Origin of the sequence: Streptomyces sp. NBC_01171 (genome assembly GCF_045039805.1) — a bacterium.
Classification (GTDB): Bacteria; Actinomycetota; Actinomycetes; order Streptomycetales; family Streptomycetaceae; genus Streptomyces.
In genome coordinates this window covers 2,496,409-2,521,166 of record NZ_CP108609.1, presented here as the reverse complement: position 1 = coordinate 2,521,166, position 24,758 = coordinate 2,496,409, and the positions used below count along the sequence as shown (strand labels likewise).

15 protein-coding genes are annotated in these 24,758 nt (G+C 70.0%); 7 read left to right on the top strand and 8 right to left on the bottom strand.

Going from position 1 to position 24,758, the window contains the following annotated elements; translation table 11 throughout:
* The first annotated feature begins 26 nt into the window (after positions 1–26).
* From OG448_RS11390 to OG448_RS11375, 4 genes are all read left to right on the top strand, one after another.
* Positions 27–725: a PH domain-containing protein gene (locus OG448_RS11390; protein ID WP_405553260.1), complete on the top strand. Its 699-nt coding sequence runs from the start codon at positions 27–29 to the stop codon at positions 723–725.
* A gap of 120 nt (positions 726–845) precedes the next feature.
* Complete coding sequence (locus OG448_RS11385; RefSeq protein WP_405553258.1) at positions 846–1,466, top strand: BMP family ABC transporter substrate-binding protein; 621 nt, start codon at positions 846–848, stop codon at positions 1,464–1,466.
* 220 nt (positions 1,467–1,686) lie between these two features.
* Complete coding sequence (locus OG448_RS11380; protein ID WP_405553256.1) at positions 1,687–12,342, top strand: LamG-like jellyroll fold domain-containing protein; 10,656 nt, start codon at positions 1,687–1,689, stop codon at positions 12,340–12,342.
* Complete coding sequence (locus OG448_RS11375) at positions 12,329–12,571, top strand: hypothetical protein (RefSeq protein ID WP_381227726.1); 243 nt, start codon at positions 12,329–12,331, stop codon at positions 12,569–12,571. The genes OG448_RS11380 and OG448_RS11375 overlap by 14 nt, the downstream gene beginning before the upstream one ends.
* Positions 12,572–12,679: 108 nt before the next feature.
* Here OG448_RS11375 and OG448_RS11370 read toward each other — a convergent pair whose 3' ends face one another.
* The 3 genes from OG448_RS11370 to OG448_RS11360 all read right to left on the bottom strand — a co-directional run bounded on the left by OG448_RS11370 (position 12,680) and on the right by OG448_RS11360 (position 16,399).
* Positions 12,680–13,819, bottom strand: a complete 1,140-nt coding sequence (locus tag OG448_RS11370; RefSeq protein ID WP_405553254.1) for a hypothetical protein — start codon at positions 13,817–13,819, stop codon at positions 12,680–12,682.
* A gap of 78 nt (positions 13,820–13,897) precedes the next feature.
* The gene (locus OG448_RS11365) at positions 13,898–15,529 is read right to left on the bottom strand and encodes a phospho-sugar mutase (RefSeq protein ID WP_405553252.1); all 1,632 of its coding nucleotides are present in this window, start codon (positions 15,527–15,529) and stop codon (positions 13,898–13,900) included.
* A gap of 45 nt (positions 15,530–15,574) precedes the next feature.
* Positions 15,575–16,399 (bottom strand): purine-nucleoside phosphorylase, encoded by an 825-nt coding sequence (locus OG448_RS11360; protein WP_388996350.1) that lies wholly within the window; start codon positions 16,397–16,399, stop codon positions 15,575–15,577.
* A gap of 230 nt (positions 16,400–16,629) precedes the next feature.
* Between OG448_RS11360 and OG448_RS11355 the strand changes: the two genes are divergently transcribed.
* Together OG448_RS11355 and OG448_RS11350 are read left to right on the top strand one after the other, a co-directional pair.
* Positions 16,630–18,078, top strand: coding sequence for an NAD(P)H-quinone dehydrogenase (locus OG448_RS11355; protein ID WP_391294974.1), 1,449 nt, complete (start codon positions 16,630–16,632; stop codon positions 18,076–18,078).
* Positions 18,079–18,248: 170 nt separating this feature from the next.
* Complete coding sequence (locus OG448_RS11350) at positions 18,249–19,148, top strand: DeoR/GlpR family DNA-binding transcription regulator (protein ID WP_405558765.1); 900 nt, start codon at positions 18,249–18,251, stop codon at positions 19,146–19,148.
* A 189-nt stretch (positions 19,149–19,337) separates the two neighbouring features.
* Here OG448_RS11350 and OG448_RS11345 read toward each other — a convergent pair whose 3' ends face one another.
* A complete protein-coding gene (locus OG448_RS11345) occupies positions 19,338–21,110 on the bottom strand; it encodes an acetyl/propionyl/methylcrotonyl-CoA carboxylase subunit alpha (RefSeq protein WP_405553249.1) in 1,773 nt (590 codons plus the stop codon).
* Between the two features lie 366 nt (positions 21,111–21,476).
* Here OG448_RS11345 and OG448_RS11340 point away from each other — a divergent pair, with 366 nt between their 5' ends.
* The gene (locus OG448_RS11340; protein ID WP_405553248.1) at positions 21,477–22,034 is read left to right on the top strand and encodes a hypothetical protein; all 558 of its coding nucleotides are present in this window, start codon (positions 21,477–21,479) and stop codon (positions 22,032–22,034) included.
* Here the strand turns inward: OG448_RS11340 and OG448_RS11335 are convergent.
* Genes OG448_RS11335 through OG448_RS11320 form a run of 4 tightly spaced genes read right to left on the bottom strand, consistent with a single transcriptional unit; the run spans position 22,006 to position 24,670 of the window.
* Positions 22,006–22,620 (bottom strand): Maf family protein, encoded by a 615-nt coding sequence (locus tag OG448_RS11335; RefSeq protein ID WP_405553246.1) that lies wholly within the window; start codon positions 22,618–22,620, stop codon positions 22,006–22,008. The genes OG448_RS11340 and OG448_RS11335 overlap by 29 nt on opposite strands.
* Before the next feature lie 27 nt (positions 22,621–22,647).
* Positions 22,648–22,776 (bottom strand): morphogenic membrane protein MmpB, encoded by a 129-nt coding sequence (mmpB, locus tag OG448_RS11330; RefSeq protein WP_086693449.1) that lies wholly within the window; start codon positions 22,774–22,776, stop codon positions 22,648–22,650.
* A gap of 60 nt (positions 22,777–22,836) precedes the next feature.
* Positions 22,837–23,046 carry an acyl-CoA carboxylase subunit epsilon gene (locus OG448_RS11325; protein ID WP_405553244.1) on the bottom strand — a complete coding sequence of 70 codons (210 nt, stop codon included), beginning with the start codon at positions 23,044–23,046 and terminating at the stop codon, positions 22,837–22,839.
* A 22-nt stretch (positions 23,047–23,068) separates the two neighbouring features.
* Positions 23,069–24,670 (bottom strand): carboxyl transferase domain-containing protein, encoded by a 1,602-nt coding sequence (locus OG448_RS11320; protein WP_391294960.1) that lies wholly within the window; start codon positions 24,668–24,670, stop codon positions 23,069–23,071.
* Between the last annotated feature and the right edge of the window lie 88 nt (positions 24,671–24,758).

The window sequence follows — 24,758 nt, the reverse complement described above, 5'->3', positions numbered from 1 at the left end:
CGCCCCCTTCGTGCACAATCGGGGCCATGACGACCCCGGACCACCAGTCACCCGCGTCGCGGCCCGTGGTGCCCGCCGCCAGGGACCGGATCTACCGCTCGCCGATGGGACTCGTGGGCGGTGTGCTCGTGCTGGCCCTCGTCATCTGGCTCGGCTGCGACGCGCTGTTCCGCGGCCACGGCCGGGTGCCGTGGCTGGCGCTGGCCGTGATGATCCTGGTCGTGCCGCTGGTGACGGCGTTCACCCTGCGCCCGGCGGTCTTCGCCAACGCGGAACGCCTCCGGGTCCGCAACCCCTTCCGCGTGATCGTCCTGCCCTGGGGCGCACTGGCCACCCTCCGCTCGGGCTACTCCAACGAGGCGCTGGCCACCTCCGGCACCAAGTTCCAGCTCTGGGCGATCCCCGTCTCCCTGCGCGCCCGTAAGCGCGCGGCCAACAAGCGGGCGCGGGCGGCGGCGCAGGCGTCCCGCGGTGCCCAGGGCGGCAACCGCTTCGGCGGGGTCTTCGGCGGCGGGGGAGCGGGCGCCTTCGGCGCCGCCGAGGCGGTGGACGCCCCGGTCCGCGCCGAAACCGACAAGATCATGGACGACCTCCGCGATCTCCACGAACGCCACGGCGAGGCGGAACACGCCCAGGGCGAGATCACCACCCGCTGGGCCTACGAGATCCTGATCCCGGCCCTCGCGGGCGCCGTACTGCTGGTGATCCTGCTGATCACGGGCTGATTCCGGTCACGGTCGGCGGCGGACGGAGCGACTCCGGCCGCCGCCGATTTTTGTGACGCGCTCTCTTCGCGCCTCCGCGCGCACCCCATCCGACATCCGAAGGACAGAGGAAAGACGGCAGTGAAGACCCGGCGCGGCTGGCGCGCGAACACGAAGGCGCCGGAGAACCGGTACAAGATGGGCCTCCTGCGCGCGATGACGGCCGCGGCCCGGCTGTCGCGCGACCGGAGGGCATGGATCGCCGCCGGCGCCGTGCTGGTGGTCGCGGTGGCGGTGGGGGTGTGGGTCCAGCTCGCCGGACGGCAGGACGGGCCGCCCGACACCCGCGCCCGCCAGTACAGGGAGTTCGACGCCTGTTTGCTGACCGGCGACAAGGGCATCGCGGAGGGCACCCGCGCCGCCTCGGCGTGGGAGGGCATGCAGCGGGCGTCGTCGGAGACACGGGCCCGGATCAACTACGTGCCGGTGACGGGCGCGCAGTCGGTGACCAACACCCGGCCGTTCCTCAACAGCCTGATGCAGCGACAGTGCGGGGTCCTGATAGCGGTCGGCGCCCCCCAGTCGCGGGTCGCCCAAGAGGCGGCGGCCCAGCATCCCGAGGTGTGGTTCGTCCTGGTCGACGGGGCGTCAACTGCCGGGAGGGGCAAGGCCGGGAACGTCACCGTGGCCGAGCCGGACGACTCGCTGCCGGGTGCGGTGGCCGACGTGATCAGGCGGGCCGTGGACGCCTCCGGGCAGTGACACACGGGGAGTTGTAGTAAAGATCAGTTAAAGGTGATGGCCTTGTGTAGGTCAAATGATCGAAGGTGAGAAAAACTTACGAAGTTTTGCTGACTTCTTAAGTTAAGGCTCTCCCATGCGTGTTCGCTGGGTCCGTAGCCCTCGCTTGTTCCCGCCGGGCGGTTCCGGCAGACGTCGAGCGAGGGCTACGGCTCTTTCGGTACTTGTCTCCCTCTCCTTCATGCTCACCACCGAGACAGCGGCGGCCACCGGCGCCACCCTGCCGGCGCTGAGCATGCCCGAACTGTCCTTCGCCGGCCTGGCGAAGTGGGCCCACAGCTCCTCCCTCGACACCCCTGACCAACAGGGCGGCACCGCGCGGGGCAAGAGCCACCACGCCTCGTCGGCGGCCACCAGCACCAACCACACGGCCGGCCACAAGCCCGGCCGGGGCAAGGGCGAACTCGGCGCCTACCACCGCCATGTGACCCAGCCCGAGAAGACCACCACCAAGGCCCTGGCGTCGGGGAAGAGCTTCAACCCCCGCACGAGCAAGCGGGACGCCAAGAAGTCCACCGCGACCTCGGACTACTTCGTCAACGCCGACGGCTCCACCACCGTGCGCCACTACGACGTACGGGCCAACTTCAAGTCGGCGGACGGCACCTGGAAGCCGATCGACACCAGCCTGAGGAAGAGCGACGACGGCCGGTTCGAGCAGACCGCCAACTCCGTCGACGTCGACTTCGCCCCGGACGCGGCCGACGACCGGCTGGCCTCTCTCGGCCTCGGCAACGGCCGTTCGGTCGCGTACTCCCTCCTCGGCGCCCGTGAGACCGAGGCGTCGAAGGACGAGAACGGCACCCTCCTCTACGCCGACGCCCTGCCCGGCACCGATGTGCAGCTCGCGCCGATCGCGGACGGGTTCAAGGAGAACCTCGTCCTGCGTTCCAAGGACGTGGACAACTCCTGGCTGTTCGCGCTGGACGCGAAGGGGCTGACCCCGCGCATCGGCAAGAACGGCGACGTCGAGTTCACCGGCGCCGACGGCAAGGTCGCCGCGACCGTCCCCCACGCCTACATGGAGGACTCGCGCATCGACCGGCGCTCCGGTGACGGCGCCCGCTCCCGCGAGGTCACCTACGAGCTGACCACCGTGGACGGTGAACCGGCGCTGCGGATGACCGCCGACCGGGCCTGGCTGGACGACCCCGAGCGGGTCTACCCGGTCACCGTCGACCCGACGACGGTCGTGAACGCCAGCCAGGCGACGTACGTCCAGAACGACTACAACTCCAACCGCTCGGCGGAGAACCAGATCAAGGTCGGTTCCTACGACGCGGGCACCACCAAGGCGAACTCCTTCCTCCAGTTCTCGTCATTGGGTTCGACGATCGCCGGACGACAGGTCTCCGCCGCGACCCTGAACGTCTGGGCGCTGTGGTCCGCCACCTGCACCCCCGAGGCGTTCTCGGTCTACCCGGTGACCCAGTCGTGGTCCCCGTCGACGACCACCACCTACCCCGGTCCGGCGTACGGCTCCGCCATCGGCTCCACCACGCCCGCCCCCGGCGCCTCCTGCACCAACAGCACCGGCAGCACCGGTGTCGGTGTGAAGATGCCGGTGACGCTGTCGACTTCCTGGTTCACCCAGGTCGCCGCGGGCGGCGTCAACTACGGCCTGGCGCTCGCCGCGCCGACCGGTGACGGACTGCACTGGAAGAAGTTCCACTCCGACGACTCGGCCACCTCCGGCTGGCGTCCCTCTCTCGACCTGACCTACGGGACCAACGTCGAGCCGCAGGTCAACGCTTCGTACCCGCCTGAGAACTTCCAGGCCAACACCCTCCAGCCGGAGCTGCTCGTCTACGCGAGCGATGCAGACAAGTCGCCGAACGCGGCGCTGTCGTACTCCTTCGAGGTGTACGACGCGGACTCCGGCAGCACCACGCCCGTCGTCACCTCCGGCGCCCTGACCAAGGGGAGCTGGAAGATCCCGGCGGGCAAGCTGAAGTGGTCGAAGAACTACGCCTGGTACGCGGGGGTGAGCGACGGGCTCGACGAGACGACCTACTCCAGCCGGTTCACCACCGCCGTCCCGCAGCCCCCCGTCACCTCGGGCCTGGCCCAGAACACCGACGGCCACGACTTCGACCCGAGTGACGCCAACTTCACCACCGACGACTCCGACGCGGACGTCGAGGTGGTCGGCCCCTCGCTGGAGATCGACCGCTCGTACAACAGCATCGACCCGCGGGTCGACGGTGCCTTCGGCGCCGGCTGGTCGACGGTCGCCGACATGAAGGCCGCCGAGGTCAAGAACCCGTCCGGCACCGTCACCAGCGTGATCATCACCTACCCCGGTGGTGAGCAGGTCGCCTTCGGCCGCAACACCGACGGCTCCTTCCAGCCTCCGCTGGGCCGGTACGCGCGGCTCCAGCCGGTCACCGACGGCTACACGCTGACGGACAAGGACTTCACCGAGTACGCCTTCACGCAGACCACCGCCAAGGCGGGCACGAAGGCGATATCCAGCATCAAGGACTACGCGGGCCGCACGGAGACGTTCACCTACAACACCTCCAAGCAGCTCACGAAGATCACCAACGAGAAGTCGCAGCGCTCGCTCGGCCTGACCTGGATCACGCCGTCCGGCGCCACCACGGCGCACGTCGCCTCGGTCGCGACCGACGCGGCGGTCAAGGACGACTCGTCCACGGTGCAGACCTGGAACTACGGCTACAACGGCGACCAGCTCACCTCGGTCTGCCCGCCGGCCACCCCCACCAAGTGCACGACCTACGGCTACGCCACCGGCAACCACTACCGCACCACGGTGCTGGACGCCGACCCGTACGCCTACTGGCGGCTCGGTGAGGCGTCGGGCGCCACCGTCGCGACGGACACGGTCGACAACAACCAGGGCCGCTACAACGGCCTCTACCACAACGTGACGCTGGGCGGCGCGTCCGTCCTCGCCGGTTCCACCCAGAAGACGGCCGGCTTCAACGGCACCACCTCCTACGTGGAGATGCCGAGCGCGCCGGGAGCCACGCCGTCGTACATGACGGTCTCGCTGTGGTTCAAGACGACCACAGCGGGAGGTGTCCTCTTCTACTACGGCGACAAGCCGCTGAGCGACTCCGACCCGGTCGCCAACACCAAGAAGAACACGCCCGCCGTGTACGTCGGCACCGACGGCAAGCTGCGCGGCTGCCTGGCCATGTCGCCGGGATGCATGTCGACGATCACGTCGGGCGCCTCGGTCACCGACGGCCAGTGGCACAACGCCGTGCTCACCGGCATGGCCACCAGCCAGACCCTGTACCTCGACGGTGTCTCGCAGGGCTCGCTGAGCGGCACCATCAACGACTGGGAGCAGCCCTACCTCTCCCTCGGCGCCGGTGTGAACACCGACGGCTGGCCCTCGATGAACCCGAACGACAAGCTCGGGCACTACACGGGCCAGATGGCCGAAGCCGCCGTCTACTCCGAGCCGCTCGACCCCTCGGTGATCACCGCGCAGTACCAGGCCGCGAAGCGGTCCGCCGGTCTGCTGAACAAGATCACCACGCCCGGCGGGAAGACCCAGGCGTCGGTCGTCTACGGCACCACCGACGACCTGGTCAAGCAGGCCACGGACTCCGAGGGCGGCACCTGGAAGCTCAACCCGCCTGTCGTGACGGGCTCCTCGCAGGTCTACCGCTCGGCGGTGATGGGCTCGGTCCCGGCCGGCTACTGGCGACTCTCCGACACCCTCGGCGCGCAGCAGGCGGCCAACGAGGTGCACACCGGGTTCGGCACCTACAACACCGTCACGCAGGGCGTGGCCGGTCCGTTCGGCGCCGGTGACGTGACCGCGGCGTCCTTCGACGGCGCGTCGTCGTACGCCGAGATCCCGTACGCCCCCTGGCACCGCTCGGGCGACCGCGCCGTGGAGCTGTGGTTCAAGACCAGTGCTCCCGGTGTGATCCTCTCCGACCAGGCCCAGGCACCCGCGGGCACCCCGTCCGGGTCCTGGAGCCCGCTGCTGTACGTGGGCACCGACGGCAAGCTGCACGGCCACTGGTGGAGCGCCACCGGCTCGGGCGCCTTCGGCTCCACGGCCGCCGTCAACGACGACACCTGGCACCACGCGGTGCTGTCGGCCTCCGGCACCACCCAGACGATGTACCTGGACGGCGCCAAGCAGGCCGACTTCACCGGCGCGGTGGGCGACCAGAGCAGCACGCGGTCGTTCGTCGGCGCGGGCTTCGCCAAGTCCTGGGAAGCCTCTCCCGGTGACCTGAGCTTCTTCGACGGCTCCGTCGCCGAGGTCGCCACCTACGGTCACCCGCTGACCGAGGACCAGGTCGAGCAGCACTGGTCGGCGTACAAGGCGTCGTCCGGTGTCGCGCCGGTGCGCACGGTCACGCTGACCGACCCGACCGACAAGACGCTGAAGTACGTCTACGACGCGGAGATGGGCAACCGTCTGCTGGCCGCGATCGACACCGACGGCAACCGGACGACCTACGGCTACGACACGGGCGGCTTCCTGCACACCGTGACCGACGCCAACGGCAACCGGAGCACCACGGGCTACGACGTGCGCGGCAACACGGTCTCGCAGACCAGTTGCCAGGACACGACGGCGGACAAGTGCGCCACCGAGTACTACACGTACTACCCGGACGCCACGACCGCCTTCCCGGCGATGGACCCGCGCAACGACCTGCTGCTCACCGAGCGGGACGGCCGTTCCTCGGGCCCCACCGACAACACCTACCTCACCAGCTACTCCTACGACACCGGCGGCAACCTGCTGTCGGTCACCAGCCCCCCGGTCCCCGGTAGCCCCAACGGCCGTACCGCCACGACCACTTACACCACGGCGTCCACCCCGGCCGCCGAGGGCGGCGGCGCCCTGGCACCGGCCGGCCTGACGGACACCGTCACCACGCCGGGCGGCAGGACGACGAAGTACACCTACTTCTCCACCGGCGACCTGGCCTCGGTCACCGACGCCAACGGCGCGAAGATCACGTACACCTACGACAAGCTGGGCCGGCAGATCTCCCGCACGGAGACCTCCGACTCCCAGCCCTCCGGCCTCACCACGTCCCAGACGTACGACAAGAACGACCAGGTCCTCACCGAGACCGGCCCCGCGGTCACCAACCGCGTCACGGGTGCGGTGCACCAGGCGAAGACGACCACGGGCTTCGACGACGACGGCAACGTCACCTCGCAGACCGTCGCCGACGTCCGGGGCGGTGACGCCTCGCGTTCGACGTCGATGACGTACGACGCCTACAACCGTCTCGCCTCGCGGACGGACCCCGGTGGCGGCACCACCTCGTTCGAGTACGACGTCTACGGCAACAAGGTGAAGGAGACCGACCCGCTGGGGACGGTCAACACCTACACCTTCGACGCCGAGCAGCGGCCGCTCACCACCAATCTGCTCGACTACACCGGCGACCCGGACAACCCGTCGGCGCCGACGACCCTGGTCCAGGAATCGCGGGCGTACGACCCGGCCGGACGGCTCGCGTCGATCACCGACGCGATGGGCTGGGTGACCGCGTACACCTACACCGACGACGGCCTGTCCGCCTCGGTCACGCGCAAGGACCCGGCGAACGGCAAGCAGTTCGTCGAGGAGGCCAACACCTACGACCCGGCCGGAAACCTGATCAAGCAGGTGACCAACGACGGCCGGACCACGTCCACCTTCGCGGTGGACGCGGCCGACCGCGTCGCCTCGTCCGTGCTCGACCCGACGGGCGTCAACCGCAGCACCAAGGTCTCCTACGACCCGGACGACAACGTCGTGACGGAGACCGAGACCGACCCGGCCACCGGTGACGTCGACCGGACGGACACCCGCTACGACGCGCTGGGCAATGTCACCGGCTACACGGAGCACGACGGCACCACCGCTCCCGTGGCCCGCTGGAAGCTGTCGGAGCCCAGTGGCCTCACCGCCCAGGACTCCTCCGGCGGCAACAACAAGGTGGCGCTGGGCAGTTCGGTCACCCGCTCCACCGAGAAGGGCGGTTCCGCCGTCCTCAACGGCACCACCACCGCCTACGGGCAGGCGAACGGTCCGGCGGTCAACACCAGCGGTGACTTCACCGTCTCCGCCTGGGTCAAGCTCGGCAGCACCGCCGCCAACAGCACCTTCCTCGCCCAGGACGGCAAGCTCAACAGCGGTTTCCAGCTCTACTACTCCACGGTCTACGGCTGGACCTTCAACCGCCACTCCACGGACGCCGTCGGCGCCGCGACCGTCCGGACCAGCTCCGGCACCGCCGCGGTCAAGACCGGCACCTGGACCCACCTCACCGGTGTGTACGACCAGGCGTCCGCCTCGCTGAAGCTGTACGTCAACGGCGCCCAGTCGGGCACCACGACGTCCTTCACCTCACCCTGGGAGGCCACCGGCCCGCTCCAGATCGGTCGGCGCCTGTTCAACGGCACCTACGCCGAGAACGCGCAGGGCTCCATCGCCGACGCACAGGTCTACGGCGACGCGCTGAGCGCGTCCCAGGTGTCCGCCCTGGCGGGCGGCACGCTTCCGGCGGCCGGCAGCTCGGTGCGCACCAACACCTGGAAGCTGGACCAGCGGGGCCTGCCGCTGTCCTCGACCGACGAGCTGGGCAACACCACGGACTACGCCTACGACGAGGCCGCCCAGCAGACCATGGTCACCGAGCCGGTCGTCAACGCCGAGAAGGACGGGGGCGCACCCAGTGCCCTGCGGCCGATCTCGATGACGGGCTACAACACCTTCGGCGAGGCCACCGAGACGTCCGACCCGCTGGGCAACGTCACGACCACGGCCTACGACGCCGAGGGCCAGGAGACCTCGACCAGGCTGCCGGACTACACCGCGCCGGGCGCCTCCACGCCGATCACGGCCACGTCCTGGAACGAGTACAACAAGCTCGGCCAGGTCACGGCGGAGGTCGACCCGCTGGGCAACCGCACCTCGTACACGTACACCCAGCTCGGCGACGTGGCCTCGGTCACCGAGCCGGGCGGCGGCAGGTCGACGATGGTCTACGACGCCAACGGTGACCTGCTGTCGTCGAACAGCCCGGGCGGTGCGCGCCAGGAGTCCACGTGGGACTACCTCGGCAACGAGCTGACCAGCACGGACATCGTCCGCCAGCCCACGCAGCGGGCGTACACGGCGATCAACGAGTACAACGCGCCGAGCGGTGACCTCTCCCGCCGGGTGAGCCCGACCGGTGTCTCGGAGTCGTACAAGTACAACGCCCTCGGCGACGTCACCGAGGTGACCGACGGGGCGGGCAACGTCTCGAAGTTCACCTACACCATGGACGGCGACGTCCTCACCGCGACGGACCCGGACAACACCAGCACCAAGAACACCTACGACGGCTTCGGCCAACTGACCGGCACCAGCGAACTGGACGCGGGCGGCGCGGTGCTGCGCACCAGCAGCTCCACCTACGACCGCGCCGGAAACCCGTTGTCGGTGACCGACTACCGGGGCCACACCACCACCTTCACCGTCGACCCGACGGGTCTGGTGACCAAGGCGGTGGAGCCGGTCTCCGCGACCGAGTCCATCACCACGTCCTTCGGCTACGACGTCGCGGGCAACCGCACCCGCTTCACCGACGGCCGGGGCAACCCGTTCATCACCACCTTCAACAAGTGGGGGCTGCCCGAGTCCGTCATCGAGCCGTCCACCCCGGACCAGCCCGCCGTGGCCGACCGCACCTACACCACGGTGTACGACGCGGGCGGCCGAGTGGCCGAGCAGCGGTCCCCGGGCGGGGTGACCATCGCCAACGAGTACGACACGAAGAGCCGGCTGGTGAAGCAGACCGGTTCGGGTGCGGAGGCCGCGACGGCCGACCACACCTACGCGTACGACGCCGACGACCGCGTCACGGCCGTCGCCGGTGCCGGAGAGGACGACGACCACTTCACCTACGACGACCGCGGAGCGCTGCTCACGGCGTCCGGCCCGTCGGGCAGCTCGTCGTTCGCCTACAACGGCGACGGCGCGATGACGTCGCGCACGGACGCCTCGGGCACGTCGTCCTACGGGTACGACACGGCGGGCCGGCTGAAGACGGTCGACGACGCGGTCACCGGCTCCAGGGCGACCTACACCTACAACGTCGACAACGCCGTCACGCAGATCGACTACGGCACCGGCAAGTCCAAGCGCGCGTTCAGCTACGACGCGCTGCAGCGCATCACCGGTGACAAGCTGACCTCGCCCAGCGGCAAGGTCCTGTCCTCCATCACCTACGGGTGGGACGACAACGACAACATCACGTCGAAGACGACCACCGGTGTCGCGGGCGCGTCCACCAACACGTTCGCGTACGACTGGTCGGACCGGCTGACGTCCTGGAACAACGGCACCACCACGGAGGTCTACGGCTACGACGCCTCGGGCAACCGCACGAGGGTCGGCGGCGACACGTACACGTACGACGCCCGCAACCGGCTCACCTCGGACGGCCACAGCACGTACGCGTACACCAAGCGCGGCACGCTGAGCTCGATCACGGACGAGTCCGGGACCCGGACCGACATGAAGGCGGACGCCTTCAACCGCGTGATCAACGAGGGCGACCGCACGTACACGTACGACGGTCTGGACCGCGTCCTGAAGGCCAGGGACGTGGGCGGCGCGGACGTCTTCTCCTTCCAGTACAGCGGTGACGGCAACGACGTCGCCTCCGACGGCTCGGCGACGTACAGCCGCAGTGCCGACGGTTCGCTGCTGGGCATCAAGTCGGGCACGTCGTCGGTGCTGGCGCTGACCGACATCCACGACGACCTGGTCGCGCAGTACACCGACTCCGGTGAGACGCTGAGCGGTTCGGCCAGTTACACGCCGTTCGGCAAGGTCTCCGCCTCGGCGGGGATGCTGGGCAACCTCGGTTACCAGTCCGGCTGGACCGACCCCGAGACCGCCCAGGTCAACATGGCCGCGCGCTGGTACTCGCCGCAGACCGGCCAGTTCAACAGCCGGGACACCGTCAGCAACGATCCGCTGCCGGACTCGGTGAACGCCAACGCCTACGCGTACGCCAACCAGAACCCGATGACGGGCGTCGACCCGACGGGGCACTGGTTCGGCTTCGTGAAGAAGGCGTTCCACAAGGTCGCCAAGAAGGTCAAGAGCAAGGCCAAGTCGGCCTGGAAGAAGACCAAGCACGCGGTCAAGGCCGTCGCGAAGAAGGTCCGCAAGGCGGCCAAGCACATCAAGAAGGCCGTCAAGAAGGCCGTACACAAGGTCCGCCGCGCGGTCCGCAAGGTCGTGCACTACGTCCACGACAGCGTCAAAAAGGTCAAGAGATACGTCAAACGCACCTATAAGAGCGTCAAACGCTATGCCCACAAGGTCGTCCAGCACGTCAAAAAGAGGGCCCGGCAGGTCGCCAAGGCCGTCAAGCACGTAGCCGCCAAGGCCGCCGACCTGGGCAAGAGAGCCATCAAGAAGGTCGGCCGGGGCGTCAAGGCAGCCGCCAAGGCGACGGGCAACTTCGTCAAGCAGCACGCCGCGACGATCGTGTCGGTCGCGGTGGGCGTGGCGGTCTTCACCGGCTGCACCGCTGCGACCTGGGGTGTCGGAGCGGTCGGCTGCGCGGCCCTCGCGGGCGCGGCGGCCAACGGCGTCGGCTACATGATGAGCGACGGCCCCAAGTCCGTCGGCGGTTTCCTCGGGTCGGTGGCGATCGGCGCCGCGACGGGTGCCCTCGGTGGTGCGGCCGGTGGCGCGGCCTCCGGCGCGGTGGGCCGACTGCTCGCCGGCGCCGGCGGCAAGGTTCTCAACGGCGCGGCCATGGGCGCGGCGGGCGGAGCCGCGGAAGGCGCGGTCGGCTACGGCGTCTCCTGCGCATCCAGCGAGGAGGGCTGCAGCGCGAGCGGCGCGGCGAAGGCCTCGGCGGTCGGCGCGGTGACGGGCGGCATCTTCGGCGCCGCGGCGAGCAAGTTCGGCCGCAAGGGCTGCACTCCGCACAGTTTCACCGGCAGCACGGGCGTCCTCATGGCGAACGCCACGGTGAAGCCCATCTCCCAGGTCAAGCCCGGCGACTACGTCCTGACGGCCGAGCCCGGCAAGACGAAGAAGGAGAAGCACAAGGTCAAGTCGGTGGTCGTCACCAAGACCGACCGTGACTATGTCGACGTCGTCATAGCCACCAAGTCGGGCCCGAAGACGATCCAGACCACCAAGCACCACCAGTTCTACGAGGCCACCAGAAACACCTGGACCCAGGCGGGCGACCTCAAGGCTGGCCAGAAGCTCCAGAACGGTGGCAGTCGTCTGACGGCGATTCTCGAGGTCAAGGCGTACACGGCAAGCCGTGTGACGTATGACCTCAGTATCGAGGGGCTGCACACATATTTCGTCGGAGCGGGCACCATTCCGGTGCTTGTGCACAACACGGATGGCGAGGCTTGTCCTCTTGCCCTCTCGGCCTCGCGGAGCGCGACCCAGCACCGGAACTCCCCTGGACCTGCTAGCGGGGGGTATTCGCTCCCCAAGGTCGCGGGCGGTTGGCTGCGTGGTTCTCATGGAAACGCGGCGCGCGTTCCGGGACAGGTTGCCGACAAATTGCGTGGAAGGCAGTTCAAGAGCTTCAATGATTTCCGTGAAGCATTCTGGTCGGAAGTCGGAAATGATCCTGACCTGTCTTCCCAGTTCACTCCGCAAAATGCGGCGGCAATGCGCAACGGGAACGCGCCGCATGTTGGAGAGGGGCAGGCGTTCGGTGGGCACAATACGCTCATCCTGCATCACGCAACACCGATCCAGCATGGCGGAGGTGTGTACGACATGGGTAACCTTCTGGTAGTCACACCACGCTTTCACGCGAGCATCCTCGATGGGAGTTACCACTATGGCAACGGATGACGATCAGGAGAGGTCGAGGTCCGAACTGTTTCGACGTGCGGTTCCGCTGATCGCGGAGATCAGGTCAGGAGAGCTGCGCACCGAGGATTGCGATGTGAAGATCGCGGAGCTTCGGGAGCTGTACCCGTACTACCCGAGGTGGCTTGACCTGCTGTTCCTGGAGAGTGCCGATCTCACCGACGAGCAAGTCATGGTAAAGGCACTCGAGTACCGTCCATTCGCACTTTAGTCCCAGCGAATGAACCTCAGGCCGCTCACCGGCACCGGTGAGCGGCCTGAGGCATTTTTACTGCTGGCGGAGTGCTGAGATTTTCGCTTTGTTTCGTGAATGCCTGACTCAGACCTTGTAATAAAGGTCGAACTGCCGGTTGCTGCCCGAGTTGTTCGTGATGCCGAAGCACAGGCGCGGGGCGCCCGAGCCGGTGTAGATGGCCATTCCCTCCGGTTCGCGGGGGTCCGCCGCCGCGTCCGCCTCCGAGTGGGTGCTGGCGATGTAGCCCGTCGTGGGGTCGTTCTGGGTGCCGTTGAGGTCGAAGGACGTGGTGTGGATGGCCCACTTGTCGACGCCGGTCAGGGTGCTGGACGGGGTCGTGGTGCGGGGGTCGCCGTCGAGCATGTAGACGTACTGGCCGTAGGACGTGAAGCCCTGGAAGGTGGCCGGGGTGGTGGGGTCCGGGGTGCCGTCGGCCTTGTACTTGTAGAGCGGGGGCTGCTGGATGCGGGCCAGGGGGGCCGGGAGGGTGCCGGTGCCGGCCGTGGCCGCCGCCGCGGCCAGGTCGTACGCCGCGAACCAGTGGTCGGAGCCCAGCGCGTAGCGGATCAGCAGGATGTTGTGGTCCGCGTCCACCGACGGCGTCATGGAGGTCGCCGCCGGGTCCGGTGAGCCGAAGCGCTGCACGGACGGGTGGCTGGTCCACAGCACCGTCTTGGTGGCGAAGGGGAAGCGGACGAACTCCTGCCCGTACCCGCTGCGTCCGGACCCCGCCTCGGTCCACACGTACGCCGGGTTCCCGCCGCTCGCGGGCTGCACGCCGAGGGAGACCCCGTGGCCGAAGCCCAGCAGGTACATGTACCCGTTGACCGCGCCGGTGGCGATGTCGTGCCGGGTCAGACAGAGGTCGCCCGACTCCGCGTGGTCGTCCCCGCCGATGGACGCCGTCACGGCGACCTGGCTGCCCGAGCGGAGGTAGGCCACCTGGCTCGCCCCGGCCACCTGGAGCGTGTAGAAGTGCCCGGCCGCCGAATCGAAGGCGATGCCCTGGAGCGTGGTCGAGCTGTCCTGGTTGGCGACACCGGCCAGCCAGCGGGTGGAACCGGCGGCGACGTCGATCAGCGCGGTCCCGCCCGGCACGCTCGCCGGGTTGTCCACGGGCGCGGCCACCGCCGCCTGGGCGGGCAGCCCCAGCCCGGCGGCGGCACCGGCGGCGAGGCCGGTGCCGCCACGGATCAGACTGCGGCGCGTCATGTTCATGGTCATGACGGGGACACTAGTGGTCGGGCCCACCCCGGCCACCAGCCCCTTGTGCAGATCTTGACCTCGGAGGAAGCCCCCGCGTCAGATCCCCGCCGCCTCCGACAGGTCCCGCTTGATCTCCGCGAGCAGCTCCGCCGCCTTCGCGCGGGCCGCGGGGAGGGCGGCGCGGTCGGCGACCGGGACCACGACCTCCAGGTAGCACTTCAGCTTGGGCTCGGTGCCGCTCGGGCGGACGATGACGCGGGCGCCGTCCAGGGCGTACCGCAGGCCGTCCGTGGGCGGGAGAGAGGCGGTGCCGCGGGTCAGGTCCTCCGCCGAGGTGACCGCGAGGCCCGCCAGGGCGGTGGGCGGCTGCTCACGCAGGCGGCGCATCGCGTCGGCGATGACCGACAGGTCCTCCACCCGTACCGAGAGCTGGTCCGTGGCGTGCAGACCGTGCTCCAGCGCGAGGTCGTCCAGGAGATCGAGCAGGGTCTGCCCGGACTCCTTCAGCTCCGACGCCAGCTCGGTGATGAGCAGGGCGGCGGTGATGCCGTCCTTGTCCCGCACGCCCTCGGGGTCCACGCAGTAGCCGAGCGCCTCCTCGTACCCGTAGCGCAGGTCCTCCACGCGGGCGATCCACTTGAAGCCCGTCAGGGTCTCCTCGTAGCCCAGCCCGGCCTTCTCTGCGATCCGGCCCAGCAGGGAGGAGGAGACGATGGACTCCGCGAAGGTGCCGGTGACGCCCCGGCCCACCAGGTGGGCGGCGAGCAGCGCGCCCACCTCGTCGCCGCGCAGCATCCGCCAGTCGCCGCCGTCGCGTACGGCCACCGCGCAGCGGTCCGCGTCCGGGTCGTTGGCGATCACGAGGTCCGGCTCGGTGACGGTCGCCCGCTCGAAGGCGAGGTCCATCGCGCCCGGCTCCTCCGGGTTGGGGAAGGCCACGGTCGGGAAGTCCGGGTCGGGCTCGGCCTGTTCGGCCACCAGCACCGGCTCCGGGAACCCGGCCCGCGCGAACGCCGCGAGCAGCACGTCCTTGCCGACGCCGTGCATCGCCGTGTAGACGGTACGGGCGCCACGGGCCGACCCCTTGGCCAGCACCGCGTCCGTACGCGCCAGATACGCCTGAAGCACCTCGTCGCCCAGCACCTCCCAGCCGGACTCCGGCCGGGGCACGTCCGCGAGCGCGCGCACCGCGTCGATCTCGGCGGCGATCTCCGCGTCGGCGGGCGGCACGATCTGGGAGCCGTCGCCGAGGTACACCTTGTAGCCGTTGTCGCGCGGCGGGTTGTGGCTGGCCGTGACCTCCACGCCCGCGACCGCGCCCAGGTGCCGTATGGCGAAGGCGAGGACCGGTGTCGGCAGCGGGCGCGGCAGCACGGCGGCACGCAGTCCGGCGCCGGTGATCACGGCGGCGGTGTCCCGCGCGAAGTCGGCCGACTTGTGCCGGGCGTCGTAGCCGATGACGACCAGGCCGCCCGTCTCGCCCTTGGCCTTCAGGTACGCGGCGAGACCGGCGGCGGCGCGGATCACGACAGCGCGGTTCATCCGCATCGGGCCCGCGCCCAGCTCGCCGCGCAGCCCGGCCGTGCCGAACTGGAGCGTGCCGCTGAAGCGCGCGGTCAGCTCCGCCGTGTCCCCGGCGTCGATGAGCTTCGCCAGCTCCTCGCGGGTCTCGGCGTCGGGGTCCTCGGCCAGCCACGCCTGGGCCCGTGCGATCACTTCGTCCTGCACCTCGGGTGAACCTCTCTCTCGATTCCGTCCGCTGCCGCCGTGGGGCTACAGCCGGTTCAGCACCTGTCCCAGCAGCTCGCCCATGCGCGCCGCCGAGTCGCGGCCCGCCTGGAGGACCTCCTCGTGGTTCAGCGGCTCGCCCGTCATGCCGGCGGCGAGGTTGGTGACCAGGGAGATGCCCAGCACCTCGGCGCCGGCCTCGCGCGCGGCGATGGCCTCCAGCACCGTGGACATGCCGACCAGGTCCGCGCCGATCACGCGGGCCATGCGGATCTCGGCCGGGGTCTCGTAGTGCGGGCCGGGGAACTGCGCGTAGACGCCCTCCTCCAGGGAGGGGTCGATCTCCTTGCACAGGGCGCGCAGGCGCGGCGAGTACAGGTCGGTGAGGTCGACGAAGTTGGCGCCGACGATCGGGGAGGTGGCCGTCAGGTTCAGGTGGTCGCTGATCAGCACCGGCTGGCCGGGGCGCATGCCCTCGCGCAGGCCGCCGCAGCCGTTGGTCAGCACGATGGTCTTGCAGCCGGCGGCGACGGCGGTACGGACCCCGTGCGCGACGGCGGCGACACCACGGCCCTCGTAGTAGTGGGTGCGGCCCAGGAAGACCAGGGCGCGCTTGTCACCGAAGCGGTACGAGCGGATCTTGCCGCCGTGCCCCTCGACGGCCGGCGGCGGGAAACCGGGCAGCTCGGTGACCTGGAACTCGGCGTCGGGCTCGCCCAGGGCGTCCACGGCGGGAGCCCAGCCGGAGCCCATCACGAGGGCGACGTCGTGGGTCTCGGCGCCGGTGAGTTCGCGCAGGCGCGCGGCGGCGGCGTCGGCGGCGGCGTGCGGGTCGCCCTGGCGGTCGTCCGGAAGGAGAGATGCGTTCACGCGGACGAGGGTAGCCGGTGTTCTCCTACGCGCGTAGATGACAGAGCCCACAGGAATGCGATCGTTGTCATGCAGATTTCGACAAAGGCTGGGCAAAACGGCTGCGGACACTTGACCGATGGTGCCCGCAGCGCCTTCCGGTCCCCCCGGCGCTGTGAAAACTCCGCTCCCACCAGCCCGTATCAACGCTTCCGCCCCCGGCGCGCTCGCTTCCCGCCGGGTGCGGGACAATGGGGTACGTGACTCGGATCGTGATCATCGGTGGCGGACCCGGCGGATACGAGGCGGCGCTGACGGCCGCCCAGCTCGGCGCGGAGGTGACCGTCGTGGACTGCGACGGTCTGGGCGGGGCGTCGGTGCTGACCGACTGCGTGCCGTCGAAGACCCTCATCGCCACGGCAGAGGTGATGACCACCTTCGACTCCTCCTACGAGGAGCTGGGCATCATCGTCGCCGACGACACCCCCCACATCGAGCAGGCGGCCCGCGTGGTCGGCGTGGACCTCGGCAAGGTCAACCGCCGGGTGAAGCGGCTCGCGCTCGCCCAGTCCCACGACATCACCGCCTCCGTCACCCGCGCCGGTGCCCGCGTGATGCGCGGCCGGGGGCGGCTTGAGGGCATGCAGGCCCTCGACGGCTCCCGCAAGGTCGTCGTCACCGCCGCCGACGGCTCCGAGGAGACCCTCACCGCCGACGCCGTGCTCATCGCGACCGGCGGCCACCCGCGCGAGCTGCCCGACGCGCAGCCGGACGGCGAGCGCATCCTGAACTGGACCCAGGTCTACGACCTCACCGAGCTGCCCGAAGAGCTGATCGTGGTCGGCTCCGGCGTCACCGGTGCCGAGTTCGCCGGTGCCTACCAGGCGCTCGGCTCCAAGGTCACCCTCGTCTCCTCGCGCGACCGCGTGCTGCCCGGCGAGGACCCGGACGCCGCCGCCGTTCTGGAGGACGTCTTCCGCCGCCGGGGCATGAACGTGATGGCCCGCTCCCGCGCCCAGTCCGCCAAGCGGGTCGGTGACCGGGTCGAGGTCACCCTCGCCGACGGCCGCGTGATCACCGGTACGCACTGTCTGATGGCGGTCGGCGCGATCCCGAACAGTGCGGGGCTCGGCCTGGAGGAGGCCGGGGTCAAGCTGCGCGAGTCCGGGCACATCTGGACCGACAAGGTCTCCCGCACCACCGCGCCCGGCGTGTACGCGGCCGGTGACGTGACCGGCGTGTTCGCGCTGGCCTCCGTCGCGGCGATGCAGGGCCGGATCGCGGTCTACCACTTCCTCGGCGACGCGGTGGCCCCGCTGGACCTCAAGACGGTCTCCTCCAACGTCTTCACCGACCCCGAGATCGCCACCGTCGGCTACACCCAGGCGGACGTGGACGCGGGCAAGATCGACGCACGCATGGTGAAGCTGCCGCTGCTGCGCAACCCCCGCGCGAAGATGCAGGGCATCCGGGACGGCTTCGTCAAGATCTTCTGCCGGCCCGGCACCGGGATCGTGGTCGGCGGTGTGGTCGTCGCGCCGCGCGCCTCGGAACTCATCCACCCCATCTCGATCGCGGTCGACAACAACCTGACGGTCGAGCAGATCGCCAAGGCGTTCACGGTCTACCCCTCGCTGTCCGGCTCGATCGCCGAGGTGGCCCGGCAGTTGCAGTCCCGCAAGGCGGGCGGCGCGGGCTGACCGGGCGGGCCCATGCGAGCGGCATAGTCAGCCGGTAAGGCCCTATATCACTTCCAGGGTCCGCTTGCGAACAACTTCTGCTATTCGGCGCAAACTGCTGAAAGCAGACGGTCGTTGGGGTTACTGTCAGTTTCGTGTTCGCTGCAGAACGTCGTCAACTGATCCTCGAAATGGTGCGAGCCAATGGGGCCGTGTCGCTCCGTGAACTCGCCCGCGTCGTCCAGACCTCCGAAGTGACCGTACGGCGGGACGTGCGCGCGCTGGAGGCAGAAGGACTCCTCGACCGCCGGCATGGCGGTGCGGTACTGCCGGGTGGATTCACGCGAGAATCCGGCTTTCCGCAGAAATCCCATCTCGCGACAGCGGAGAAGACGGCCATCGCCGACGTCGCCGCCGGGCTGGTCGAAGAGGGCGAGGCCATCGTGGTCGGCGCCGGTACGACCACCCAGGAGCTGGCCCGCAGACTGGCCCGGGTACCGGGCCTGACCGTGGTCACCAACTCCCTGCTGGTGGCGCAGGCGCTGGCCCATGCCAACCGGGTGGAGGTCGTCATGACCGGTGGCACCCTCCGGGGCTCCAACTACGCCCTGGTCGGCTCCGGCGCCGAGCAGTCCCTCCAAGGGCTGCGCGTCTCCAAGGCGTTCCTCTCCGGGAGCGGCCTGACCGCCGAGCGCGGGCTGTCCACGTCCAACATGCTGTCGGCCTCCGTGGACCGGGCCCTGGTCCAGGCAGCCTCCGAGGTCGTGGTCCTCGCCGACCACACCAAACTGGGCACGGACACCATGTTCCGTACGGTGCCCACCGAGGCGATCACCCGCCTGGTCACCGACGAGCCCCCGGCCCACGACGACCGCGCCGCCACCGAACTCCAGGCCCTGGCCGACCAGGGCGTGCAGATCACGGTGTCCGGAGCGGCCGGCACCCCGGAACAGCCTCCGGCCCCCCGCGGCCAGCGCGCCTCCCAACTCCCCGGCCCCCGCCGGGGCCAGGTCCCCGGCGCCGCCCTCCGCGGAGTCCTCAACGACCAGCCCACCGAACGCGCCAGGGTGGCGGACCTGCGCCGCAGGTAGCGACTCGGCGGGGCCTCACGGCCGACGGGGCGCCCTTGCGTCGTTCCGGGCACCCGCCCCCGGGTGAACCGTTCCTTCGGCCGGTTCTGGGCCGTGCTGCGTCGAGCCTGTCCTTCCAGGAGGGCCGGGTAAAGGCCGACGCCCGGCGGACCGTCTTCGGTCGCCGGGCGTCGGGGTGATGACGTCGCGTCAGTCCTTGATCTCGCAGATCGGGGCGCCCGAGGTGATGGAGGCGCCCACCTCGGCGAGGAGGCCCTTGACGGTGCCGGCTCGGTGGGCGTTGAGGGGCTGTTCCATCTTCATGGCCTCCAGGACGACGATGAGGTCGCCTTCCTGGACGGTCTGGCCCTCTTCGACGGCCACCTTGACGATGGTGCCCTGCATCGGGGAGGCGAGGGTGTCGCCGGAGGCGACGGGACCGGACTTCTTGGCCGCGCGGCGCTTGGGCTTGGCGCCCGCCGCGAGGCCGGTGCGGGCCAGGGACATGCCGAGCGACGACGGGAGGGAGACCTCCAGGCGCTTGCCGCCGACCTCGACCACGACCGTCTCACGGCCCAGCTCCTCGTCCGCCTCCGCGTCGGCGGGGGCGGTGAAGGGCTTGATCTCGTTGACGAACTCGGTCTCGATCCAGCGGGTGTGGACCGTGAAGGGGTCCTTGGAGCCGGTCAGCTCCGGGGCGAAGGCCGCGTCCCGGACCACCACGCGGTGGAACGGGATGGCCGTGGCCATGCCCTCGACCTGGAACTCGTCCAGCGCCCGCGCGGCACGCTCCAGCGCCTCCTTGCGGGTGCGGCCGGTGACGATCAGCTTGGCCAGCAGGGAGTCCCACGCCGGGCCGATGACCGACCCGGACTCCACGCCCGCGTCCAGCCGGACACCGGGACCGGCCGGGGGGTCGAAGCGGGTGACCGTGCCGGGGGCGGGCAGGAAGTTGCGGCCCGGGTCCTCGCCGTTGATGCGGAACTCGAAGGAGTGCCCGCGCAGCTCGGGGTCGCCGTAGCCCAGCTCCTCGCCGTCGGCGATGCGGAACATCTCGCGGACCAGGTCGATCCCGGCGACCTCCTCGGTCACGGGGTGCTCGACCTGGAGGCGGGTGTTGACCTCGAGGAAGGAGATCGTGCCGTCCTGGCCGACCAGGAACTCACAGGTGCCGGCGCCCTCGTAGCCCGCCTCCTTGAGGATGGCCTTGGACGCGCGGTACAGCTCGGCGACCTGGGCCTCGGAGAGGAACGGCGCCGGGGCCTCCTCCACGAGCTTCTGGTGGCGGCGCTGCAGCGAGCAGTCACGGGTGGAGACGACGACCACGTTGCCGTGCTTGTCGGCCAGGCACTGGGTCTCCACGTGCCGCGGACGGTCGAGGTAGCGCTCCACGAAGCACTCGCCCCGGCCGAAGGCGGCGACGGCCTCGCGGACCGCCGAGTCGTACAGCTCCGGCACCTCTTCGAGGGTGCGGGCGACCTTCAGACCGCGTCCGCCACCGCCGAAGGCGGCCTTGATCGCGATCGGCAGGCCGTGCTCCTTGGCGAAGGCCACGACCTCGTCGGAACCGGAGACCGGGTCCGACGTGCCGGCCACCAGCGGGGCACCCGCGCGCTGTGCGATGTGCCGGGCGGCGACCTTGTCGCCGAGGTCCCGGATGGCCTGCGGGGGCGGGCCGATCCAGGTCAGGCCCGCGTCCAGCACGGCCTGGGCGAACTCGGCGTTCTCCGAGAGGAAGCCGTAGCCGGGGTGGATGGCGTCCGCGCCGGACTCCCGCGCCGCGTTCAGGACCTTCTCGATGTCCAGGTAGCTGGTGGCCGGGGTGTCACCGCCCAGGGCGAACGCCTCATCCGCGGCCCGGACGTGCAGAGCGTCCCGATCCGGGTCGGCGTACACGGCCACGCTCGCAATGCCTGCGTCCCGGCAGGCCCGCGCCACACGGACAGCGATTTCGCCACGGTTGGCGATGAGCACCTTGTGCACGATTGAGGCTCCCTCCTTGAAACAAGCCGAGTTTAGGGACAGCCGACACGGCACATCGACCCGTCCCCAATGGTGAGCTTGCCCACACGGAGCGTGATGCGTGGCCCGCTCGACCCACGAAAGCCCTTGTCGCACCTCGGTACGCAGGACTCCACCGGAAAACCCTAGCCCCGCCATGTGGCCAAGGTCTCTGTGAGAGCGTGCTGCGGGCCACGCGGTTTCTTTGTGGAGTCCCTACGAATGGCCCAATGATTCTTTGCCGCCGGCCGAGGTCTTGTCCCCCGTCCTACCCATGAGTAGCGTTCGCGCTGATCCGGCGTACTGCCGGTAACAGGTGATCCGCGCGGGGGCGGCGGCGAAGGTGGGGTGGGGCCGGTGGTGCGCAGACCGGTGGCATGGATCGTGACGGTCGTCCTGCTGGCCGAGGCGGTCGGCGTCGCGGCGGTGAACTGGCTGCTCGGGGTGGTCGTGGACAACCAGCGGATGTCCTTGGCCGGCCTCGACCCCGATGTGATGGCGACGTCCTCGAAGGTGGGAGCCGTGGTCTTCGGGCTCTACTTCGCCTTCTGCGCCCTGGTGGCCCTGCTGGTCGCGGTACGCGACCGCGCCCCGGCCGGCCTCGGCCGCGTCCTGCTGATCAGCGCCGCCGTGGTGAACGCGCTGCTGGGCGCGGTCGCGTGGGGCCTGGTGGGCACCGGGGCGTTCCTGGTGCTGATGGTGGTCCTCGCGCTGCTGGTGCTGCTGCTGATGACGTACGACCGTCCACGCGACACGGGCGCCCGCCAGGCCGACGACACGCCCGGCGCGGGAGGCGCCCCGGAGGCCGCCCCCGAACCGAAGCCCATGTCCACCCCTACGGGTGACGTTCAGGGCCGTACGGCCGACACCGGGAACATCACTCGGACGGCGCCCACAACTCCGTGATCCCGACGCCCAGTTCGCGCAGCAGCTTGCGGACCAGGGGGAGGCTGATGCCGATCACGTTGCCGTGGTCGCCCTCGATGCCCTCGATGAAGGGCGCCGAGCGGCCGTCCAGGGTGAAGGCCCCGGCGACGTGAAGGGGCTCGCCGGAGGCCACGTAGCGGGCGATCTCCTCGTCCGTGGGCTCGCCGAAGCGGACCACGGTGGAGGCGGTGGCGGAGACGTACCGCTTGGCGGCGGTGTCCCAGACGCAGTGCCCGGTCTGGAGGACCCCGGCGCGGCCGCGCATCGCCTTCCAGCGGGCGGTGGCCTCCTCGGCGTCGGCGGGCTTGCCGAGCGCCTGCCCGTCCAGCTCCAGCACCGAGTCGCAGCCGATCACCAGCGCGCCCTGCACCTCGGGCCGGGCCGCCACCACGGACGCCTTGGCCTCGGCGAGGGCGAGCGCCAGCTCGGCCGGGGTGGGGGCGGTGACGGCCTCCTCGTCCACCCCGCTCACGATCACCTCGGGCGCCAGCCCGGCCTGCCGCAGCAGACCCAGGCGGGCGGGGGACTGGGAGGCGAGAACGAGACGGCGCTGCGGGTCTGTCATGCGATCAGCCTAGCGCCGCGGCTCTCCTCACCTCAGCCCGATGACGATCATCGCCAGCACCATGGCCAGGGCCATGAAGAGGCCGAGCCGCCTGAGCTTCTCCTCCATGTGACGGAGTTCCTCGGGCGGCTCGTTCTCCGGGTCTGACCACAGCATGGCTCCAGCGTGGGGCGCGGCCCGGCCCGCGCGCCTGAGTACCCGTACTCAGGTTCCGGCTCAGCCCGGCCAGTAGGTCCGGGACCAGGACACCGGGCCCGGCGCGGGCAGGCGCCGGGTCGCGATGCGGGCCGGGTCCGACCACGCGTCGCGCGGGCCCTCCGCGCCGGACGACGGCTCGGCCGCCGCCACGGCGCGGGCGCGGACCACCGCCAGGGCGGCGGCCAGCTCCTCCGGGGTCGGATTACCTCGTACGACCTTGATGTTCATGACGGCTCCCGTCGGCGCTGTCCTACAGGGGGATGTTGCCGTGCTTCTTCGGAGGGAGGGATTCCCGCTTGGTACGGAGCTGACGCAGCCCCCGGACGATGTGCGCGCGGGTGTCCGACGGCATGATCACCGCGTCGACGTAGCCGCGCTCGGCCGCCACGTACGGGTTGAGCAGCGCGTCCTCGTACTCCTGGACCAGCCGCGCCCGCGTCTCCTCGCCCGTGCCGGCTGCCTCCGACTCGGCGATGGTGCGGCGGTGCAGGATGTTGACCGCGCCCTGCGCGCCCATCACCGCGATCTGCGCGGTCGGCCAGGCCAGGTTGAGGTCGGCGCCCAGGTGCTTGGAGCCCATCACGTCGTACGCGCCACCGAAGGCCTTGCGGGTGATGACGGTGATCAGCGGGACGGTGGCCTCGGCGTAGGCGTAGATCAGCTTGGCGCCGCGCCGGATGATGCCGTCCAGTTCCTGGTCCACGCCGGGGAGGAAGCCGGGCACGTCCACGAAGGTCAGCACCGGGATGTTGAACGCGTCGCAGGTGCGCACGAACCGGGCGGCCTTCTCGGACGCCTTGATGTCCAGGCACCCCGCGAACTGCATCGGCTGGTTGGCGACCAGACCCACCGGGTGCCCCTCGACCCGGCCGAACCCGGTGAGGATGTTCGGCGCGAACAGGGCCTGCGTCTCGAAGAACTCCCCGTCGTCCAGGACGTGTTCGAGCACGGTGTGCATGTCGTACGGCTGGTTCGCGCTGTCCGGCACGAGGGTGTCCAGCTCGCGGTCCTCGTCGCTGGGCGCGAGGTCCGCCTCCTCCGGGTACACCGGGGCCTCGCTGAGGTTGTTGGACGGCAGGTACGACAGCAACTGCTTGACGTACTCGATCGCGTCCTTCTCGTCGCCCGCCATGTGGTGGGCCACACCGGAGTTGGTGTTGTGGGTGCGCGCGCCGCCCAGCTCCTCGAAGCCGACGTCCTCACCGGTGACCGTCTTGATCACGTCGGGGCCGGTGATGAACATGTGCGAGGTCTGGTCGACCATCACCGTGAAGTCGGTGATCGCCGGGGAGTACACCGCGCCACCCGCGCACGGGCCGACGACCAGGCTGATCTGCGGGATCACCCCGGAGGCATGGGTGTTGCGGCGGAAGATCTCGCCGTACGCGCCCAGCGAGGCGACTCCCTCCTGGATGCGGGCGCCGCCGGAGTCGTTGATGCCGATGACCGGGCAGCCGGTCTTCAGCGCGAAGTCCATGACCTTGACGATCTTCTGGCCGTACACCTCGCCGAGGGCGCCGCCGAAGACGGTGAAGTCCTGGGAGAACACGGCCACGGGGCGGCCGTCCACCGTGCCGTACCCGGTGACGACACCGTCGCCGTACGGGCGGTTCGACTCCAGGCCGAAGTTGGTGGACCGGTGGCGGGCGAATTCGTCCAGCTCGACGAACGAATCCTCGTCCAGGAGGAGTTCGACGCGCTCACGGGCCGTCAGTTTGCCCTTGGCGTGCTGCTTCTCCACCGCGCGTTCCGAGCCGGCGTGCGTCGCCTCGTGGATGCGCCGCTGGAGATCCGCGAGCTTCCCGGCGGTCGTATGGATGTCGGTGTCGTGACGCTCTTCCGGCTCGGACATCGGGATGCGGCTCCCTGCCTGCTCAAAAGGGGGGACGATTACTCATCCGTAGCGTAGTGCGGGGCCCACCTCTCAGGAGTGCGGTCTT